17 protein-coding genes and 2 pseudogenes are annotated in these 19219 nt (G+C 62.7%); 10 read left to right on the forward strand and 9 right to left on the reverse strand.

Annotated elements, in window-relative coordinates; all coding sequences use genetic code 11:
- Positions 1–76 precede the first annotated feature (76 nt).
- Positions 77–1177 carry a PLP-dependent aminotransferase family protein gene (locus tag Q4543_RS21390; RefSeq protein WP_303441680.1) on the forward strand — a complete coding sequence of 367 codons (1101 nt, stop codon included), beginning with the start codon at positions 77–79 and terminating at the stop codon, positions 1175–1177.
- Positions 1178–1873: 696 nt separating this feature from the next.
- On the opposite strand, the pseudogene Q4543_RS24660 reads toward Q4543_RS21390, so the two are convergent.
- The 8 genes and pseudogenes from Q4543_RS24660 to Q4543_RS21425 all read right to left on the reverse strand — a co-directional run.
- Positions 1874–2659, reverse strand: a pseudogene (locus tag Q4543_RS24660) (transposase); the annotation flags it as partial.
- A 421-nt stretch (positions 2660–3080) separates the two neighbouring features.
- Positions 3081–3425: a RidA family protein gene (locus Q4543_RS21395; RefSeq protein WP_216003283.1), complete on the reverse strand. Its 345-nt coding sequence runs from the start codon at positions 3423–3425 to the stop codon at positions 3081–3083.
- Between the two features lie 119 nt (positions 3426–3544).
- A complete protein-coding gene (locus Q4543_RS21400; RefSeq protein ID WP_303441683.1) occupies positions 3545–4321 on the reverse strand; it encodes an amino acid ABC transporter ATP-binding protein in 777 nt (258 codons plus the stop codon).
- Positions 4318–5163, reverse strand: coding sequence for an amino acid ABC transporter permease (locus tag Q4543_RS21405; RefSeq protein ID WP_303441684.1), 846 nt, complete (start codon positions 5161–5163; stop codon positions 4318–4320). Before Q4543_RS21405 ends, Q4543_RS21400 begins: the two co-directional genes overlap by 4 nt.
- Positions 5160–6188: an NAD(P)H-quinone oxidoreductase gene (locus tag Q4543_RS21410; protein WP_303441686.1), complete on the reverse strand. Its 1029-nt coding sequence runs from the start codon at positions 6186–6188 to the stop codon at positions 5160–5162. Before Q4543_RS21410 ends, Q4543_RS21405 begins: the two co-directional genes overlap by 4 nt.
- Before the next feature lie 3 nt (positions 6189–6191).
- On the reverse strand, positions 6192–7037 hold the full coding sequence (locus tag Q4543_RS21415) for a transporter substrate-binding domain-containing protein (protein ID WP_303441688.1): 846 nt from the start codon (positions 7035–7037) through the stop codon (positions 6192–6194).
- 135 nt (positions 7038–7172) lie between these two features.
- Positions 7173–7850 (reverse strand): DUF1028 domain-containing protein, encoded by a 678-nt coding sequence (locus Q4543_RS21420; protein WP_216003278.1) that lies wholly within the window; start codon positions 7848–7850, stop codon positions 7173–7175.
- The gene (locus tag Q4543_RS21425; protein WP_303441690.1) at positions 7847–8782 is read right to left on the reverse strand and encodes an N-carbamoyl-D-amino-acid hydrolase; all 936 of its coding nucleotides are present in this window, start codon (positions 8780–8782) and stop codon (positions 7847–7849) included. The genes Q4543_RS21420 and Q4543_RS21425 overlap by 4 nt, the downstream gene beginning before the upstream one ends.
- A 97-nt stretch (positions 8783–8879) precedes the next feature.
- Here Q4543_RS21425 and Q4543_RS21430 point away from each other — a divergent pair, with 97 nt between their 5' ends.
- The 9 genes from Q4543_RS21430 to Q4543_RS21470 all read left to right on the forward strand — a co-directional run bounded on the left by Q4543_RS21430 (position 8880) and on the right by Q4543_RS21470 (position 18318).
- A complete protein-coding gene (locus tag Q4543_RS21430) occupies positions 8880–9806 on the forward strand; it encodes a LysR family transcriptional regulator (protein ID WP_303441693.1) in 927 nt (308 codons plus the stop codon).
- 96 nt (positions 9807–9902) lie between these two features.
- Entirely contained in the window at positions 9903–10973 is a 1071-nt protein-coding gene (locus Q4543_RS21435; RefSeq protein ID WP_303441696.1) for an ABC transporter ATP-binding protein, read from the forward strand.
- 114 nt (positions 10974–11087) lie between these two features.
- Complete coding sequence (locus Q4543_RS21440) at positions 11088–12215, forward strand: ABC transporter substrate-binding protein (RefSeq protein ID WP_303441698.1); 1128 nt, start codon at positions 11088–11090, stop codon at positions 12213–12215.
- 21 nt (positions 12216–12236) lie between these two features.
- The gene (locus Q4543_RS21445) at positions 12237–13070 is read left to right on the forward strand and encodes an ABC transporter permease (RefSeq protein WP_303441700.1); all 834 of its coding nucleotides are present in this window, start codon (positions 12237–12239) and stop codon (positions 13068–13070) included.
- On the forward strand, positions 13070–13867 hold the full coding sequence (locus Q4543_RS21450) for an ABC transporter permease (protein WP_216003272.1): 798 nt from the start codon (positions 13070–13072) through the stop codon (positions 13865–13867). The genes Q4543_RS21445 and Q4543_RS21450 overlap by 1 nt, the downstream gene beginning before the upstream one ends.
- A 12-nt stretch (positions 13868–13879) precedes the next feature.
- A complete protein-coding gene (locus tag Q4543_RS21455) occupies positions 13880–14641 on the forward strand; it encodes a DUF1028 domain-containing protein (RefSeq protein WP_303441703.1) in 762 nt (253 codons plus the stop codon).
- Between the two features lie 14 nt (positions 14642–14655).
- Positions 14656–16110 carry a dihydropyrimidinase gene (gene hydA, locus Q4543_RS21460; RefSeq protein ID WP_303441705.1) on the forward strand — a complete coding sequence of 485 codons (1455 nt, stop codon included), beginning with the start codon at positions 14656–14658 and terminating at the stop codon, positions 16108–16110.
- Entirely contained in the window at positions 16110–16745 is a 636-nt protein-coding gene (locus tag Q4543_RS21465; RefSeq protein ID WP_303441707.1) for an aspartate/glutamate racemase family protein, read from the forward strand. Before hydA ends, Q4543_RS21465 begins: the two co-directional genes overlap by 1 nt.
- Positions 16746–16884: 139 nt before the next feature.
- On the forward strand, positions 16885–18318 hold the full coding sequence (locus tag Q4543_RS21470; protein ID WP_303441709.1) for an amidohydrolase family protein: 1434 nt from the start codon (positions 16885–16887) through the stop codon (positions 18316–18318).
- Positions 18319–18392: 74 nt separating this feature from the next.
- Here the strand turns inward: Q4543_RS21470 and Q4543_RS21475 are convergent.
- A pseudogene (locus tag Q4543_RS21475) lies at positions 18393–18714 on the reverse strand (hypothetical protein); the annotation flags it as partial.
- Between the last annotated feature and the right edge of the window lie 505 nt (positions 18715–19219).

Raw genomic sequence — 19219 nt, forward strand, 5'->3', positions numbered from 1 at the left:
GTTGGTTCTCGCAACCCGACCCTACCGGGAAACCCGATGGCCACCGTAAGCTACACCACGTCTGGGGACGTCACCCGTGCGATGGCAACATGATTTCTTCGCGATCGACACGCCTAGAAACCCGTCCGAGGTGAAGCGCTCTGCCAATGATGCCACCGTCAGCTATTCGTTCATCACCGCGTCGCTGCCGCGCGAGAGCTTTCCCGTCTCGTCCCGAATGCGGGCGGCGCGCGATGCCTTCGAAGGGCCCCGCCGTGCCTGCAGCGTCTATGACAATTCCGGCGCGGACGATCCTTTCCTGATCGAGATGATCCTGAAGGAGCTGCTGCCGACGCGCAGCATCTTCGCCGGGCCAGAGAATATCCTGCTGACCGCGCGCACCCAGCACGCCTTGCACATGATTGCTCAGGTGAGGATGCGGCCCAGCACGCAAGTCGCCTTCGAAGACCCCGGCGATCCGGATGCGCGGCACGGTATTCCGCGCTCGGGCACCCGCCTGTTCCCGGTGCCGTTCGACAAGGACGGGCTGGTGCTGGATGCGATACCGCAAGCGGCGGACCTCCTCTACACGACTCCAAGCCACCAACTGCTCGGAAACGTTAGCATGTCGACCCCGGGAAAGATCCGGCTGCACCAGATGGCCGCCGCCACCGGCAAGGTCATCATCGAAAACGACTACGATTCCCAGTTGCGCTTCATCGGGCAGTCTTCGGCGCCGAGTGCGGCAAATGGGGTGGACAATGTCATCTATGTCAGGCGCTTTTCCAAGGATCTCGGGGCGATCTGCCGGGACGCCGTTGTTGCGGCCCATGCCGATGTCATCGCTGCCATTCGCGACTGCCGCCGCTGCCAGATCCGAAACCTGTCGGGGCACGAACAGCGCGCGCTGGCGCATTTCATCTCGAGGGGTGGCTACGAAAGGCAGATCCGCAGCCTTCGGCGCATCGCGAAACGGCGCTGGCAAAGTTGTAACCGGCTTGTCTCTAGGTTCCTTGCAAGGTGGGACATGCCGCCGTCCTCGGACGGCGAAACCTGTGGATCCGCGCGCCGGGAGGGCTTGATACCATCGAGTTCGCCGCCCGGCTGCGGCGCCGAAAACTGGTCAACGAACCCGGTCGGGTTTTCTTCGACGATCTGGAAAACGGGCGCAGCTTCATCAAGCTCTGCCTTCTTCTGATGGATGAGGAACGGCAGGAGGCCGAGCTTCCGGTCGCGCTTCATTCAATCGAGCAAGGGGTCGAGGACGGATTTCTTTAGGGTAGCAAGGTCGGCTGTGACAGGTCAGCGCGCAACAATGGCCTTGTGCTTGGGGATCCCTCAATGGCGATACCGTTACAGATCAAACCAGTTTTTGGAATGGCTTATGGGGCGCGAGATAACAGGCTTGTGGAGCAATTGGCGCCGTATTGATTGCGCTCGTGGCGCGGTGGGGCATCGACGCGCATCGGTTGCAGACCGGCTGGATCGGATCACGTCCGTCAAGCTGGTGTAAACTTCCAGATGGCCTGGGGTGATGATCAGGCGGCTTTCATGGTTATGTTGAGGCGCGGGCCGATTTCCTCCTTGTCGATCTGGGCGAAGGCCTCGAGCATCCCGGTCGCGGCTTTAGGTCTGCCGGTCGTCGGTTTGCTCGAACCGGCCTGCCCCGATCACCCGCAGGCTCGAGGCCTCGTTGGGGCGCGGGGCGGATCAGCAAGCAATCTGGGGCGCTGTTTGCCCGCCGAACCCGACGCTGCCGACGTGGTGTTTGGCCTTCTTGTTTCGTTGCCTGGCAAGGACGCTGGACGCGGTTTGCCCTGCCCCTCATGAGAGGGGGTGGTCAATCGGGGTCGTGCTGTGCGGCCTGAGCCAGCGGGGGCGGGGAAAGGTCTGGCTAGCAGGTCAGGATCAGTGTCGTCCATGAGATTGGCGCGCTTGGGCCACCCGGCGCCCTGTTTCGACAGCATATGCGGTCCGGTCGCCCGGAGGCCTGGCCGATCGAGGCGGCAACGACCCTGTGCTTGCCCTTCGAGACATGCGCCAAGGCGTTGCGCACCCAGGGAACGCGCCGCCGCTGCCATCTTGCCTCGATGACCCGTGCGACGTGGCGCAATGACCACCGCGACAGGTCTCTGACCACCGGCTTTACCCCGCCGAGGCTGCGGGCCTTCAGTGCGCGCAGGAACTCCGTCCAGACGGTCTCGGCCGCGGGCGACCTCAGCCCCTGGCGGATGATTTCCCTGCGGCTTTCGGTGTTGGAGGCCAGGGCGATCGTGGCCGCGACCGAGACGAGGCACCCGCCCGGCCGTTGACTAAGACAAGTCTCATCCAGCCAAGCATCGGGGCATTCGCCAGCGAGCGGTCGGTTCCGGAACGCGCAAACCCGTTCACCGATGTCTTTGCAACGCTTCGAGACCCTGCCTTTCGAAAGGCCGCCCAGCCCCATGGCCTGCACTGGGCCGTGTCGAGGCGTCGCTGATCTGGGCTTCCTGAATGACGGCACCCAACGCCTGCCCGGACGTCTTGCGCACCGCGAGGACGCCCGGAAAATCGCTGCCCTGCGGTAGCTTGGGCAGCCGCAGGTTCCGCGGAGACGGGTGTCCAGCGCCCTGTCGCGCTGGCGATTGCGCCACGTTGTACGCCGATCAGCCCGTTCATGCCATCCAGCACCAAGCAAGCCGTCGACTTCATCAGTTGCAGGACTTCCTAGGCGAAGCTGCGAAGCAAATCGCCCTGTCGGGCATGGCCAGAGGTCCGGACAGGCCTATTGTCGTTTTGGTCAACCACCGGCCGGCAAGGCCATGCGCCGCATGGTCCGCGTTTGGGGCCGGTTGACGCCGCGATATACCGCCTAGAGCATACACCTCGATGGCCACCCCGCCCGACACCGGCAGCGCCGATGAAATTAAAGAACGTCCTCGGACGCTACCGGATCGCAGCCGGCGTACCGTTTCGAACCATGGAGCTGACTTAATCGATCAGCACCCGGCCCCCGCACAGCAATGGGTTGGGTGCTGAGCCTGGCTACAACGCTGGCAACTGTCCGTTCGGGAAAAAATGGGAGGGGGGCGCTGTTGCTTTGCTCGCCGCCGTGGGTCCGATCAGGAGACGGCTGCAACAATCATAAATTCCACCAGATAGTCAGGTGTTGCAAGCTTGGCCTCACCGCAGGCGCGAGCAGGGGGATTGGCCGGGTCTACCCATGCGTCCCAGACTGCGTTCATTTCGGCAAACAGAGACATGTCGGAAAGCCAGATGGTGGCCGAGAGAATATGCGATTTGTCCGAGCCGGCAACGGCAAGGAGGCGCTCTGCCTCAAGGAGGGCAGCCTTGCTCTGTTCGGTCACATCAGCGCCTTCGCCGACCTGACCCGCAAGATAAATCGTGCCGTTGTGCACGACAGCCTGGCTCATACGTGCGCCGGGTTCGATACGTGTGATATTCATGCTGGGCTCCTAAGAATGAGAGTTAAGTATGGGATGGATTTTCCGGGGCATCGTTGCGCCTTGTGGATCAGGGAAAACGAAGCAATCTGCCATCGCGGTCATCTAGCAGCATCCTTCGGTTAGCCGTGTGATCGCACTGCCGAGATGAAGGCACGGGTCCGCGGTTCCGTGGGTGAGCTGAGCACCTGTTCGGGCGTGCCGGTTTCCACCACTTCACCATGATCCATGAACAGGACCCGATGCGCCACGTCTCGTGCAAACCCAAGTTCGTGTGTCACGATGATCATGGTGATGCCGGTCTCGGCGAGGCTGCGCATCACGTTCAGCACCTCGCCTACCAGTTCGGGGTCAAGCGCCGACGTGGGCTCGTCAAAAAGCAGCACCTCGGGCTCCATCGCCAGCGCGCGTGCGATGGCGACACGTTGTTGCTGGCCACCCGAAAGCTCGGAGGGATAGGCATGCAACTTCTGCCCAAGCCCGACCTTGGTCAGAAGATCCTCAGCTTTTGTACGAGCTTTGGCTCGGGAATGGCGCAGCACCTGGATCGGGCCCTCGGTGACGTTCTCCAGCGCGGTCTTGTGCGGAAAGAGGTTGAAACGCTGGAAGACCATGGCCGTTTTCAGCCTTTGCCGGGCGATTTCGCGGTCAGTGAGCTCGCGCAGGCGGTCACCGTCGCGGCGATACCCGACAAGATCACCGGCCACCACCAGCTGTCCACCGCTGACTGTTTCAAGCTGGTTGATGCAGCGCAGAAAGGTGCTCTTGCCAGAACCCGAGGGGCCGATGATGCAGAGAACCTCGCCTTTCTGCACCGCAAGATCGATACCTTTGAGCGCATGAAAGGTGCCGAAATATTTTTCGAGCCCGTAAGAGGCGACGATTGGGTTGGCGGTCATGTCCTGCTCCCGTGCTGGCGGACGCCTTTGGCGTAGAATTTTTCGATGCGGCTTTGCAGGATGCTCATGATGGTGACGATGAGCAGGTACCAGATCGAGGCCACGATCAGCAGCTCGATCACCCGCGCATTGGCGTAATAGATATTCTGTGCAGAGTGCAGGATCTCGGAATACTGGATGACCGAAGCCAGCGAGGTCAGCTTGACCATGCCGATCCATTCGTTGCCGATCGGCGGCACGATCACACGCATGGCCTGCGGGATGACGATGCGGCGCAGGCATTGCAACTGCGGCATCCCGATGGACTGCGCAGCTTCATACTGGCCGCGATCCACTGACATCAGACCGGCGCGCACCACTTCGGAGGTATAGGCCCCTTGCTGGATGCCAAGACCGAGCAAGGTGGCGACGAAGGGAGTCATCAGATCAACGGTCGATATTGAAAAGACGCCGGGAATGGCGATGCTTGGGAAGATAAGCGCGAGGTTGAACCAGATCAGCAGTTGCAGCAGCACTGGCACGGCGCGGAAGAACCAGACGTAGCCGCGCGAGGACCAGCTGAGCACAGGGTTGCTCGACAGGCGCATGATCGCAAAGATCACGCCCAGAGCGATGCCGATCAGCATTGCGAGGATCGACATGATCACGGTATTCACGAGGCCGCTCATGATGGCGGGTACGGTGAGAAAGCGGCCGACGTAGCTCCACTCGATCTTGCCGACGGCAAAGCCGTAGGCGATGCCGCCGAGCGCCAAAAGGATCAGCGCCGCCGACAGGTAGCGACCGTGGTAGCGACGGTGGATGACCGGCAGATCGGCATAGGGGTTGGGGGGCAAGGTCATGTGTCTGGGGTCCTGTCGGAATGTGTCTGTGTTTCGAGGACGATCTTTCCGAGGTGGCCTCGGCTTTCCATGAAGCGGTGCGCCTGTGCAACCTCTGCAAGGGGAAAGCGCCGTGCGATACGCGGTGTGAGCGCGCCCGTCTCGACCAGCGGCAACAGGTCCTGCCGGGCACCGCTGATGATCCGGGCCTTGGCCGAAACCGGGCGATCGCGCAGCGAAGTGGTGAACAGCGTCAGCCTCTTGGCCATCATCCGGCCGAGCGGTGCCTGTGCCTCGGGGCCGCCCATAAGGCCGATGAGCGCGATCCGCCCGTCCATTGCCGCTGCGGTGACGTTGGCGGTCAGGTGCGAGCCTCCCATGACGTCAAGGATAAGGTCGGCGCCTTGCCCGCCTGTCAGGGCGAGAACCTTCGCGGCGCAGGCTTCGGCGTCGCGTCCGTCGATCACATGGTCGGCGCCAAGGCTGCGGACAAATTCCGTTTTCGAGGCGCTGGCGCAGGCAATCACGGTCAGGCCCATCGCGTGGCCAGTCTCGACCGCAAAGCTGCCCATGCCGCCCGAAGCGCCATGAACAAGCAAGGTCTGGCCGCGCGCCATGCCTCCGAGATCGACGAGATTGGACCAGATCGTGGCCATCGCTTCCGGAAGGCAGGCAGCTTCTGCCGCATCCAGCCTTTCAGGCCAAGGCAACAGGTGGTCGGCGCGAGCGCAGAGCCAATCGGCCTGCGCCCCGCCATCACTTAGCGCACAGACCCTGTCACCGACCTTCCAGCCGGTGACATCGGGGCCCAGTGCGTCGATTTCACCAGCGGCTTCGATCCCGGCGACCGGGCTGGCAAGCGCGTAACGCCCGCGCGCCAGCAGCAGGTCCGAATAGTTGAGGGCCGCCGCCGCCACGCGTAGGCGCACCTCTCCCGGTCCGGGTTGGGGGATGGGCTGCGCGCGCAAAGCGAAAGGTGCCCCGCCTGCTGCCTTGCCCCAAACCACGGCCTGCATCTTGGTCGCATCAAGGATCTGGGCCGTCATGGATCAGGTGCCCTGATCGATCGAAACTTCGGTCAGCGCCTGCGCTTCCATGCCAAAGGCTTCCAGCGCGGCCCCATAGGCGCCGTTCTCGATGATCTCGGTCACGCCCTGCGCCACCGCATCACGCAGTTCGAGGTATTCGGTGCCGAAGGCGAAGCCAAAAAGCGTGCGCGTGATCGGTTCGCCGATGCTGTCGAAAGTGCCCGGCTCCTGCGCCATAAGGTAGGCGACGTATTCCTGCCCGAGGATGCCCGCATCGAGACGTCCCTGCATCAGCGAAAGGCGGGTGTCGGTTGCTCCGCCTGTGCCCAGAACGTTCATCGCGTCGAGCCCTGCGCCAACGCAGTGCTCCTCGTTCCATGCTTCGAGCGAGGGCAGATAGCTAGTGGTCCGCGGTGCCCCGACCGCGTGGCCGCAGAGATCGGCGTTTTCGGTCAATTCGGCGGCGGTGTCGGCAAGGCCAAACGGTTGTGCGCCGGTCGACAGGTAATCGACAAAGGACATGGTTTCGCGGCGGCTCGGCAGGTCCGAAATTGCGGTGCCGATCATGTCGATACGACCGCTGGCGACCGAGGTCATCAGCTGCTCGAAGCCCATGTCTTCGTAACGGATTTCAAGATCAAGCACCTCGCCAAGCGCGTCTACCAACAACACGTTGATGCCGGCGCGCTCGTTGGTCTCGGGGTTGCGGAAGGCCATCGGAGGATAGGTGCTTTCGATGCCGACCGAGAGGTAGCCTTTTTCCCTGATATCCGCGGGGACCATTTCGGCCGCGGTTTCGGCAAAGGCAGCGCTGGCGGCGAGACCAAGCACCAAGGACGAAGCCAGAGTTGTAATTTTGAAAGTCATCGGGAATCTCCACTGTTGGTTTCGGGATCGCAGGATCTGGCGCGCGCAGAGGATCCCACGCTGCGCGCGCGTTACGGGGAGCTTTTCGCTCCCTTCGTATTCATGTGAGAGAAAACCGAGGGGGGCGCCGCAAATTCAGGCCGGTCTGTTTCCCTCGACAACGGACGAGTCGGGCGCACTGTCCGGATCAATCGCGCGCAGCCTGTAGGCCTCGGCCTTGGGCGCCCAGCCCGCGTAGAGCGCTGCCATATCTTGCAGGGGCGTTTTGGAGTCGTCGACGCGCAGGTCGGTATCCTTCAGCTCGTCCGCGCCCATGACGACCAGGGATGCGGATTGCAGCGGATCACGCTCGCTGCCCGCCGCTTCGCCCGCCAGCATCCCGGCCAGAAGCCGCAGTTCAAGGGGCCCTGATGCCGCTTCGAAGCCGCGAACCATCTCTGGCAGGACCTCGGCGCTGCCAAGAAAATTGCCTATGGCAAGGCAATCGGTTCCGACGAGGCCGCCGGTATGGTCGAGGCAGGAGTCCCCAGTGTGGTGGACCCCGTCGCCTTGCATGGTCAGCACGCCAAGCTGGCGCCAATGCGGGGCATGGGCGGCGCTGCGCATTGCCTCCAGCACGCCAGCCGCGTCAGAGCCCTGCTCGAAAGCGCGCAAGCCGACGCGGTGCAGTCGCGGATCGGTGCGGGCCTGCGAGAAAACCACGCAGCCGGGCAGCACGGCCCCGCAGCGCGCGCCGACGGCAACCGATGACGTGGTGACGGCAAAGCCGATGCGGCCAGTATCGGGGCAACGTCCAGCGAGCGAATAGGTCATTCTTCGATCTCCACGCCGGTCTGTGACGTGATCAGCCCGTAATGCTCGATCCGGCGGTGTTTCGCGAAGTTGAACACCGAGCGGCGGATGTAGTCCCCAAGTTCCAGATCGCAGTTGTACGAGATCACCTCGTCCTCTTCGGTGACCGCGCGGGTGACAGTTTCGCCGGTGGGGGCAATAATAGCGGAGCCCCCGATCATAGTGAAGCCATCTTCCGATCCGCATTTGCCTGCTGCCATCAGCCAGGCACCGTTCTGGTAGGCGGCGGATTCAAGGCTGAGGCGATGATGATGCTCGCGCAGGTGCACCGGTTCATTGTGGTGGATGTTGCGGGTCGGGGTGTTGTACCCAAGCATGAAGACCTCGGCACCGCGCAGGGCCATGACGCGGAAGGTCTCCGGCCAGCGGCGGTCGTTGCAGATGCACATGCCGATGCGGCCGACATCGGACTTGAACACCGGGAACCCGAGGTCGCCGACCTCGAAATACCGCTTTTCAAGGTGTTCGAATTCCGGGTCTCCAATCGGATCCTTGGTGCCGGGCAGGTGGATCTTGCGGTACTTGCCAAGCAGCTCGCCCTCGGGCGAGACCAGAACCGAGGTGTTGAACCGATGCACCGTGCCGCCCTCGGTCACCTTCTCGGCGTAGCCAAGGTAAAAGCCGACGCCAAGCTTCCTGGCTTCGTCAAAGAGGGGCGCCATGGCGGGCGATGGGAAGCCTTCTTCGTAAAATCGGTCGTATTCGGCGGGGTCATCGTAGACGTAGCGCGGGAAAAACGTGGTCAGGGCCAATTCGGGAAAGGTCACCCAGCGCGCTCCGCGGCCCCGCGCTTCGCGCAGCATTTCGATCAGGCGTGCAACGGTGGCTTCTTTTGTGTCGCTGAGATGGACCGGGCCCATCTGGGCCACGGCGAATACGGTTTTACGGCTCATTACCTGCTCCTTCGAAATCTTGGGAGGAGGGTAGACAAGACAAATTTCATCTGGAAATAAAAAAGCCTAGTAGAGAAATAATCTAAGGTTATTCGCTATGATCCGATTGCGACAACTCGAAGTGCTGTGCGCGGTGATCGACCTCGGCACCACGTCCGGCGCTGCCGAAGTGCTGTCGGTAAGTCAGCCGGCGGTTTCGAATATGATCAGACATATCGAAGACCTTGTGGGGTTCCCCTTGTTCAAACGCGAAAAGGGGCGGCTGACACCGACTCCCGAAGCACTCCACATCGCCCAAGAGGCGCAGCACCTGTTTTCACAGCAAAAGCGCGTTGACCGCATCATCAACCAATTGCGCGGCGGGACTGTCGGACAGCTCAGCGTGATCGCAACGCCCTCGATCGGCTACGTGCTGTTGCCACGACTGATCACCGAGTTCACCCGCACGCGACCGCGGGTGCAGCTGTCGATCGAACTCGGCAGCGTCGACGAGATCATTCAGCAGCTTGTCAGCGGCAGGGCCGACCTTGGATTCTCGATCACTTTGCCCCGCCACACGGCGTTGAACGTACGCTCGATGGCTGCGGGCAACATGGTCTGCGCGATGCCAGAGGGGCATGATCTGGCCTCGTCGCGGCGTATAAACGTGCTCGATCTGAACCACGTGCGGCATATCTCGTATAGTTCTGGCACGCCGTTGGGGCAGATGGTCGATGAAGTTTACCGCAGGCACGGTATGGAGCGGCGCTACTTTTGCGAAGTGCGTCACACCTCGACGGCGCTTGAGATGGTCGCCGCGGGGGCCGGGGTTGCGCTGGTCGACAACTTTGCGCTGCTGGGGGTGGCTCGGCCCAGCATTGCCGTACGCGAGATCGAGCCAACGATGTCGGTGAGCCTGCACGGTGTCACCTCGAACCTCTTTCCGACCTCCCATGTGGCCATGCAGTTCCAGAAATTCGTCCACGACGCGCTAAACGATCCCGAGGCCATGGCCGCATGGGGAATAACTACAGATTATTCCTGAGCCGGTATTTTTTATTTCACCATGACGGCGGGGGCTGTTCTGTTAAAGGCAACAGCGGAGCTCACAGCTTTGCACTGACGTTCAGGAGGCTGTAAAATGTCCGAACCCATTCTCTCCGTGCGCCAGGCCATCAAGACCTACGGCGACTTCCGCGCACTTGATGCCGTGAATCTCGACATTCGGGAGGGTGAGTTCCTTACCCTTCTCGGGCCTTCAGGGTCGGGCAAGTCCACGTTGCTTTCGGCCATCGCCGGATTCACTGCGCTTGATAGCGGCGTCGTGCATGCCAAGGGCGATGACATCACCCGACTGCCGCCAGAGAAACGGGGCTTGGCCATGGTGTTCCAAGGCTACGCGCTTTTCCCGACCATGAGCGTAGCCGAAAATGTCGGCTACCCTTTGCGGGTGCGCAAGTGGAGCAAGGCCGCGATCCGCGAGCGGGTCGCGGAGTGCCTTGATCTGGTGCAGATGGGACAGTTCGCCGACCGCATGCCGCAACAACTGTCGGGCGGCCAGCAACAGCGCATCGCACTGGCGCGGGCGCTGTCCTTCAAGCCAGACGTGCTGCTGCTCGACGAGCCGCTTTCGGCGCTGGACAAGCAGCTGCGGGCCGATTTGCAGTGGGAGTTGAAAGCGCTGCACGAGCGCCTTGGCGTGACGTTCATCTACGTGACGCATGATCAGGACGAAGCGCTGTCGATGTCGGACCGGATCGTCATCCTCAAGGATGGGGCTATTCAGCAAGAGGGCGCGCCAAATGAGCTATACGATTGGCCGCGCACCCGGTTTGTTGCGAACTTCCTTGGCAAATCCAATTGCATCGAAGCCCGGATGACGGGCCGCGACGGCGATCACCTGATCGCCGAAGCCGCAGGCCACCGTTTCGCAGTGCATGCCGGTACGGGTGTGGCCGAGACCGGCAAAGGCTGCCTCGCGCTTCGACCTGAACGCATCCGTCTGGGTCTTCCCGGTGACGAGCCGTTCACAGGCCGGGTCAAGCAGATCAGCTACCTCGGCGAGCGCTGCCAGGTTTTGGTGGACCATGATGTGCTGGGCGAAGTGCTGGTCTCGCAGCCCACGTGGCATTCGGGTGTGCGCCCAGAGCCGCGGATGGACGTGAGCTTTGGCTGGGATGCCAAAGCCTGTGTGGCGCTGATCGACGCCTGATCGACGCCGGACCCAGTTTGGCGAGTTTCGAGGGCCGCGCAACTTGCGCGTTGGGCGGCCAACGCAAGAAGGGTGCCCATGATCAGGGTGACCCACCCAACAAGGAGACTTCTCTTGGATACTTCAGATCACCATTTTCAATCCGATCTCGCCGAGATTGCAGCAGAGAAATACAAGGCTGGCACGCTGTCGCGCCGCGGTTTTCTCAGCGCCATGGGCGCGCTTGGCCTCGTGCCGCTGCTTGGCAACCGGGCGCTGGCACAGGCAACCGAGGTGGTCGTGTGCAACTGGGGTGGCCAAGCCTCGGACATCTTGCGCGACCTGCTTGGCAAGGCCTTCGAAGAAGAGACCGGCATTCCTGTCCGCGTCGACGGGGCCGGCCCGAGCGCGGGCAAAGTTCGCGCCATGGTCGAAAGCGGCGCGGTGGTCTGGGATGTCTGCGACAGCGGAGCAGGCTCGGCGATCGTCATGAACGGCGCCGGGGTGATTCAGGACATCGACTATTCCATCGTCGACAAGAGCAAGGTCCTTGAGGGCACCGCGTTGCCCTTTGCCGTGGGCAACTACCTCTTTTCCTACGCCATGGCCTATAACCCGACCATGCTGCCGGGCGGTGCGCCGCAGAGCTGGGCGGACGTGTGGAACGTCAAGGACTTCCCCGGCATGCGGACCTTCCGCAAGTCCGTGCGCGGCCAGCTTGAAGCTGCGGCGCAGGCGATGGGCATCGCCAAGGAAGACGTTTACGAATTTCTCGACGACGACGGCATCAAGGCCGCCATCGCCAAGTTCCGCGAGCTGCGCGACAACATCATCGTCTGGGGGTCGGGCTCGGACAGCCAGAACCTGTTCCTTCAGGGCGAAGTTGCAATGGGCAACATCTACTCGACCCGCGGCTTCCTGCTAAGGGAACAGATGGAGCCGGGCACTTTCAAGATGACATATGACGGCGCGCTGCTTCAGCCGGGCATGTGGGTGGTGCCGAAGAACAACCCGGCGGGCACCGAAACCGCGATGAAATTCATCGCCACAGTGCAGGATCCGCAGCTTCAGGCGGAGTGGTTCGTTGCCATTGGCAACGGCCCGATCAACCCTGCAGCCGCAGCGCTGGTTCCGGCAGAATTGTCCGAGTGGAACCCCAATACGCCCGAGAACGTGGCCAAGCAGGTGATCTACAACGACGAGTGGTACGGCAAGAACCAGGTTTCTGCCGAAGAGCTCTACATTGACGCGCTGATCGGTTGACGTGAGCCCAAGATGCCCCGAATGAACGAAAAACTCCGCTACTGGATGCTGGTTCTGCCAGCTCTGGCCGTGATGATCTTCTTCTACATCTGGCCGGTGCTCAACATTTGGGGCATCTCCGTCACCGAGCCCGCGACAGGGCTTGGCAACTACACCAAGATGTTCGATTCAAACGCGGTACGGGTCAGCTTCATGCTGACCTTCCGCATCGCCGCGATCACCACTGTGGTCTGCCTGCTGCTGGGCTATATATTGGCCTACACGATTTCGAATTTCGCAACCAAGGCAAGGCCTCTGATGCTGGGGCTGGTGCTGCTGCCCTTCTGGGTGTCGGTGCTGATCCGGTCCTTTGCCTGGATCGTGCTGCTGGGGCGCTCTGGCCTGGTGAACGACGCCCTGATGGATACAGGGCTGATCACCACGCCCATCCGTTTCATGCACAATGAAACCGGTGTGCTCATCGCCATGGTGCATGTGATGCTGCCCTTTGCCGTGCTGCCGATGCTGACCAACATGCGCGGTATCCCGGGCAGCTATATGAAAGCGGCGCGAGGACTAGGCGCCAGCGAATGGCGGGCCTTTCGCGACGTCTATTTTCCGCAAACCTTGCCCGGCGTGTTTTCCGGTGGGTTGCTGGTCTTTGTGCTGTCGCTTGGTTTCTACATCACCCCGGCGCTGCTGGGCGGGGGCCGCGTGATGATGATCTCGGAATACATCACCTACCAGATCCAGGAATTCCTCAACTGGGGCCTTGGCGCCGCGCTTTCGGTGGCTCTGCTCGTCGCCACCGCCATCATCCTTTTTGTCGCGGGGCGTTTCGTGAACCTGCGCAAGACCTTCCTGGAGCGTAACTGATGCCCCGTTCGCCTCTGCGCATTTTCTTTGCTACGGGAAGCTGGGCGATCCTGGCCTTCCTCGTGCTGCCGATCCTCGTTGTGATCCCGGTCTCGCTTACCGACACGGCCTTTATCGGCCTGCCCAAGGAGCACCTTTCGCTTCAGCATTTTGACACCTTCCTGCACTCGCCGGAATGGTTGCAGGCCACATGGACGAGCATCTGGATCGGGATCATCGTGGCGGCCGCCTCGACGGCACTCGGCACCGCGTTCTGCATCGGATGCTGGTTCCTGTCGGACCGCGCGGCGACAATCGCCCGCTGGGTGATGATCGTGCCGATCCTCGTGCCGCCGGTGGTGCAGTCGCTTGGGTTCTACAAGTTCTGGGTGACACTGGGGCTGATCGACACGCATTTCGGGGTGATCCTCGCACACACGCTGCTGGCGCTGCCCTATGTGACGATCTCTGTTTTCGCCGCATTGACCAATCTTGATCGGCGCATCCCGCAAGCGGCGCGCAACCTCGGCGCGCCTCTCATCCTGGCGATCCGTACGGTGATCCTTCCGTCGATCCGTCCGGGAATGATCACCGGCGCAATCTTTGCCTTCATCGTCAGCTTCGACGAAATTGTCGGGGTGCTGTTCCTCACCGTACGCCGTGTCGAAACATTGCCCAAGATGATCTGGGAGGGCATTCAGGAATCCGTTGATCCGGTGATCGCCGCCGTGGCCACGATCCTTGTCATCCTGACCCTGCTGGTCACGGCAGCCGCAGTGGCCCGGTCCTACGCAGCCACCAAACCCCACCCGTCTTGAGAGGAGCATGACATGACCTTTTCGATCATCGGACATTGTGACCGTACAGGGGCGTTTGGCGCCGCCATCACCACCTCTGACCTCGCCGTTGGCAGCCGCTGCGTCCGGCTTGCGCATGGCCGCGGCGCGTTTTTGTCACAGCACCGTACCGACAGCCGCTTGGGCGATCTTGGCATCTCGCTGTTGCGCGAGGGCGCGTCCGCCGACGACACCATCACTCAGGTTGCCGCAAGCAGCCCGGATATCGAATGGCGGCAACTTGGGGCGCTCGACAGGCGCGGGCAAAGCGCCGTGTTCCATGGTCGTCGCATGTATTCGATTTACACGCATACCGCCGGGAAGAACTGCCTTGCTCTCGGGAACATTCTGGATAACGAGCGGGTTACGGCCGCCATGGCCGCCGCTTTCCTCGAAGACCCAGAGCAGCCTTTGGCGGAAAAGCTGCTGCGCGCACTCGAGGCAGGGCAGGCCGCAGGCGGCGAGGTCGCGGGTTGCTTGCGCTCTTCGGCGCTTCAGGTCACCGGCGATCACGGCATCCCGAGTTACGACCTTCGCATCGACACCTCCAACGGCCAGGCGGTCGAAGATCTGAGGGCGCTATATGGGGCATACATGGGACGCGAGGCAGCGCTGCGTGCGGTTGCGCTGTCGCCAGACGCGATCCCCGTGCAATCGACACTCTTCGAGACCAGCATCGAACGGATCGCGGAGCTGGGGCTTGACGCGCGCTTTCCCACGGCGCTGAACCGGGATCGCTGGACGGTTGCGGGCTAGGAAAGGGCAGGGACATGCAATTTGACACGGTGATCCACGGCGGCACGATCGCCACCGCAGACTATACGGCCAAAGGTGACATCGGCATCAAGGACGGGCGCATCGCCGCAGTTGCCGAAACCCTCTCGGGCGGCGAGCGCCGCATTGACGCGGGCGGGCGTCTCGTCATGCCCGGCGGCATCGAGGCGCATGCCCATATCGCTCAGGAAAGCTCTTCGGGGGTGATGAGCGCCGACGATTACCTCTCGGGCTCGATCTCGGCGGCTTTCGGCGGAAACTCGTCGTTCATCCCCTTTGCGGCGCAGCAGCGCGGTCAGTCTGTCGACGACGTGATCGCCACCTACGACGCCCGCGCTGCAAGTTCCGTGATCGATTATTCCTACCACCTGATTATCTCGGACCCTCAGCCGAAAGTGCTTGAGGATGAACTGCCCCGCGCTTTTGCCCGTGGCATCACCTCGTTCAAGGTCTTCATGACCTACGACCTGATGAATCTGGGCGATGGCGGCATGCTCGACATCCTTGCCGTGGCCCGCGCGCACGGTGCCATCACAATGGTGCATGCCGAGAATAACGACATGGTCAAATGGATGAACCGGCAGTTGGCAGCCAAGGGGCTGACCGCCCCCAGGTATCACGCCATCTCGCGCCCCGAGCTGGCCGAGGAAGAGGCGATCAACCGCGCGATCCAGCTGGCCAAGCTGGTCGATGCACCGCTGTTCATCGTGCATGTTTCGACTGCGGGCGGCGCCGAGATCGTGCGGCGGGAAAAATTCAACGGGGCCAAACTTTTTGCCGAGACCTGCCCGCAGTACCTCGCGCTGACCCGCGACGATCTCGACCGGCCGGGCATGGAGGGGGCGAAATACATCTGCTCGCCGCCGCTGCGCGATGCCGCCACGCAGGACGCCCTTTGGCACCACGTTGCGCAGGGGACCTTCGAAAGCGTCAGCTCCGACCACGCGCCCTACCGCTATGACGAAACCGGCAAGTTCCTGAACGGGTCTGATATTCCCTATCCCAAGATCGCCAATGGCATGCCCGGCATCGCCGCGCGTCTGCCTTGGTTGTTTTCCGAAGGGGTGGTGAAGGGGCGCATCACGCTGGAGCAATTCGTGGCGCTGTCTTCAACCAACGCCGCCAAGACCTTTGGCTGCAACACCAAGGGCCGGATCGCGCCGGGCATGGATGCCGATATTGCAATCTGGAACCCGGAGGCGCGCGTCATTGTCACCGCTGCCGACCAGCACGACAATATGGATTACACCCCTTTCGAGGGCATGGAGCTGACCGGCAAGCCCGAGGTCGTCATGACACGCGGCGCGGTGATCGTCGAACACGGCGCGCTTATGGCAAAAGCCGGCCAAGGCCGTTTTGTCGCCCGTCAGCCCGTCGATCTGCGCGCAAAGCCTGGCTTTACCGCCAAGGAATTTGATCCTTCTCAGAACTTCGGCGCGGAGCTGCGCTGATGCGGGTGCTTGTGATCAATCCCAATTCGTCGGTCGCGGTGACCGAGGGCATCGCCGAGGCGCTGGCGCCACTGGGGCCCCAGTTCGAGGTCGTCCGTCAGGAGGACGGCCCCGAAACGATCCGAACCGACGATCATGTGGCCGAGGCTGCCGAACCTCTGGCCGTCCGCATCGCTGGCGCGCAGGCCGATGGCTTCATCATCGCCTGCTTCTCTGATCCCGGGCTGGATCTCGCGCGGACACGGGTAAGCCAACCCGTGGTCGGGGCGCAGGAAGCCGCCGTGCTGGAGGCCTGCGCGCAGGCCGACCGTTTTGGTATCATCGCGCTGTCCGAGCGGGCCATTCCCCGCCATCTCAAGCGAATAGAGGCGCTTGGCTGCATAGATCGGCTGGTGGCAGAACTGCCGCTACGCGACGTATCGGCGGCGGATTCAGGGCGGGACCCCGAGGTCTATCGTCACGTGCTCGCGCTTGGCGAGGAATTGCGTGATCGCGGAGCAGGGGCGATCGTGCTCGGGTGCGCGGGCATGGCGCAACTCGCGGCGCGGCTTCAGGACGATCTCGGGGTGCCAGTGATCGACCCGGTCGCCGCTGCGGGCCGTCTTGTGCTTGCAAGGTTGGACGTCTCATCCTGAAGATTTTCACGGTGCCGGAGCGATGCTCTGGTCCGCTCCTGCGTCGGCACCCTAGCGTCGGCGCTGTCTATCCTCTGCCGCAGGTCTCACCGCGGCAAGACCCAGGCGCACCCCGTGCGCCGCTGTGAAAGGCTTGATCATGACAGTTTCCCCGATCCCGGCTTTGCCGGACATGGACGGCAAGACCACCGCAGTCTTCGGCTCCTACGTGCTGGCCAGCACAGCCGCGGGGCAAGAGGTGCTGCGCGATCGCTGGGTGATCCTTGAAGGTGATCGGATCGCCTCCGTTTCGGAAAGCCGGCCATCTCAGGCCGACATGGTGATGGACCGGCCCGGGCGCTTTGTGCTGCCGGGGCTGATGAACCTGCACAATCATTGTTTCAGCGAGGCCATTGCCCGCAGCCATGCCGAAGACGGGGTGAGCAAGCGCAATGATCAAAGCATCGTCTACACGGTGCTGCTGCCGCTATCGAAAACCGGCCTGGACATTCTGACGCCGGATGAGCGCATGGCGATTGCGCGCATGGGGATTGTACAGTTGTTGTTGGGCGGCGCGACCTCTGTCATGGAGCCGTTCCGAAACAATCTCCCCGAAATGTTCGACGCTGCCGCGGAACTGGGCCTGCGCTTCTGGGGCGCACCTTACCTTTTCTCGGCCTCCGATCCAAAGGCGGGCACCGAGGGGAGCGTTTCCTACAGCACGGCATCGAGTGACGGCAGCGACAACGCGGCCGACCTTGCCACATGGAACGCGCTTTACGATCAATGGCACGGTCAGGAAAATGGCCGGATCAGCCTCGCCATGAGCCCGCATGCCACCGATACTTGCGATCCTGATCTGCTGCGTGCGGCGACGGCCCGCGCACGCGAGCTGGGGGTCCCGATCACCACGCACCTCGCCCAAAGCGAAGGTGAGGTTGCGACCATCAGCAAGCGCTGGGGCGGGCGCACGCCAGCGGAATACCTCGACTGGCTGGGTGTGCTGGGGCCGGATCTTCTGGCCGCGCATTGTGTCTACAGTAGCGACAACGATCTTGCGATGATGAAGGCCCGGGACGTGACGGTGATGAACTGCCCGCGGGTCTTCGCCCGTACCGGCAAGACTGCCTCCTTCGGACGGTTCGAGGCCGCGGGGCTGCGCACCATGGTGGGCACCGATGGGTACAACATGGATCTTCTGGGCGAGATCAACGCAGCTGGCATCGTCTCGAAAGTGACGCGTGGCGACGCGCGCAGTGCCACCGCGCCGGCACTTCTGAGCGCGATCACCGAGGCTGGTTCTGTTGCTCTGAACCGGCCCGATCTCGGGCGGATCAGGCCGGGCGCGAAGGCCGATCTCACGCTGATCGACATGACCCATCCTCACCTTCAGCCGCATTACGATCCGCCCCGCACGCTCGTCGCACTGGCGAACCGAGCGAATGTCGATACGGTCATCGTAGACGGTCGGATTCTGGTCGATGGTGCAAGCATCGTCGTCGCGGATGCCGCCGCCTTGACCAAGGCTGGAGCGGCTGCGATCCACAAGATCTGGGACCAGCCGGAGGCGCGCGAGGCCTTCGCTTCGGCTTAGGAGAGAGCAAAGCCGACGTAGCGCTGATGCGCTTTGAACTGCCGGTCTGACCTGTGATGCGGCAGGGGCGTCGTGCGCGCCATCCCGGTCGTCAGCAGCCGGTCGCGGTTCCTTGTGAACACAGTGGGCCCGCGGCCCGGCGCTTCGCCCGGTTCATTGCTGACTTGATCCACCGGATCAATCCCGTGAGGCTCTATACCCCAGAGCGGATCCTCAATGCCAAGCCTGACGAGCCGCCGCAAAAACCGGTTGTCGTCCGGCTGCTCCATCAGTTGCCGTTCGGAGCGAGAACAGGCCTTGGAACAGCCTGCCTAACGCCAGGCGCTCGGGCGCAGTCGGGGGACGACTGAAATCAGCGTTGAGGCTCACCATTGCGTCATTCACGATTCGCCGGATCAGACTGGGTACGGCGCCGTCGTTGCGCAAGCGAAGCGCAGGCGCGCGGTGCTCTGGCGGCGATTGCTGCGCCGATACGGAAAGGGCGAGGCCGGGCGTCTGGCCCAAGACAAGGGGTTCAGGGCTCTCGGGCAGGTCATGCAGCTGCAACGCCGCCCGGTGTGCCTGAGGTGCGGGTCGGATCGGGTCGCGCCGCTGCGGCTTCCGCGCGGGGAGGAGACCGACGAGACCGCGCGCCCTGTCGGTCGGACGCATCCGGGCTGCGGCGGCCAGCTATTTTATCGCGGTTCGGGATTGCTGCGCGTGTCGCGGCGACCGGTGACCTTGGTGTTTGATGTGCACGGGCACCGGATCGCGTGAACCGCTGCGAGCCGCCATGACACTGCGCCTGCCGAGCAGGCCGGTTATCGCGCGAAGGACAGTGCGCCCCCATGCGGTGTTACTCAGCAAGCAAAAGTCCCCCGGTATCGGGGCGATAGGGGCCGAAAGGGGACCCGCCCGGATC

This window comes from Salipiger sp. 1_MG-2023, assembly GCF_030547555.1.
Taxonomy (GTDB): domain Bacteria; phylum Pseudomonadota; class Alphaproteobacteria; order Rhodobacterales; family Rhodobacteraceae; genus Salipiger.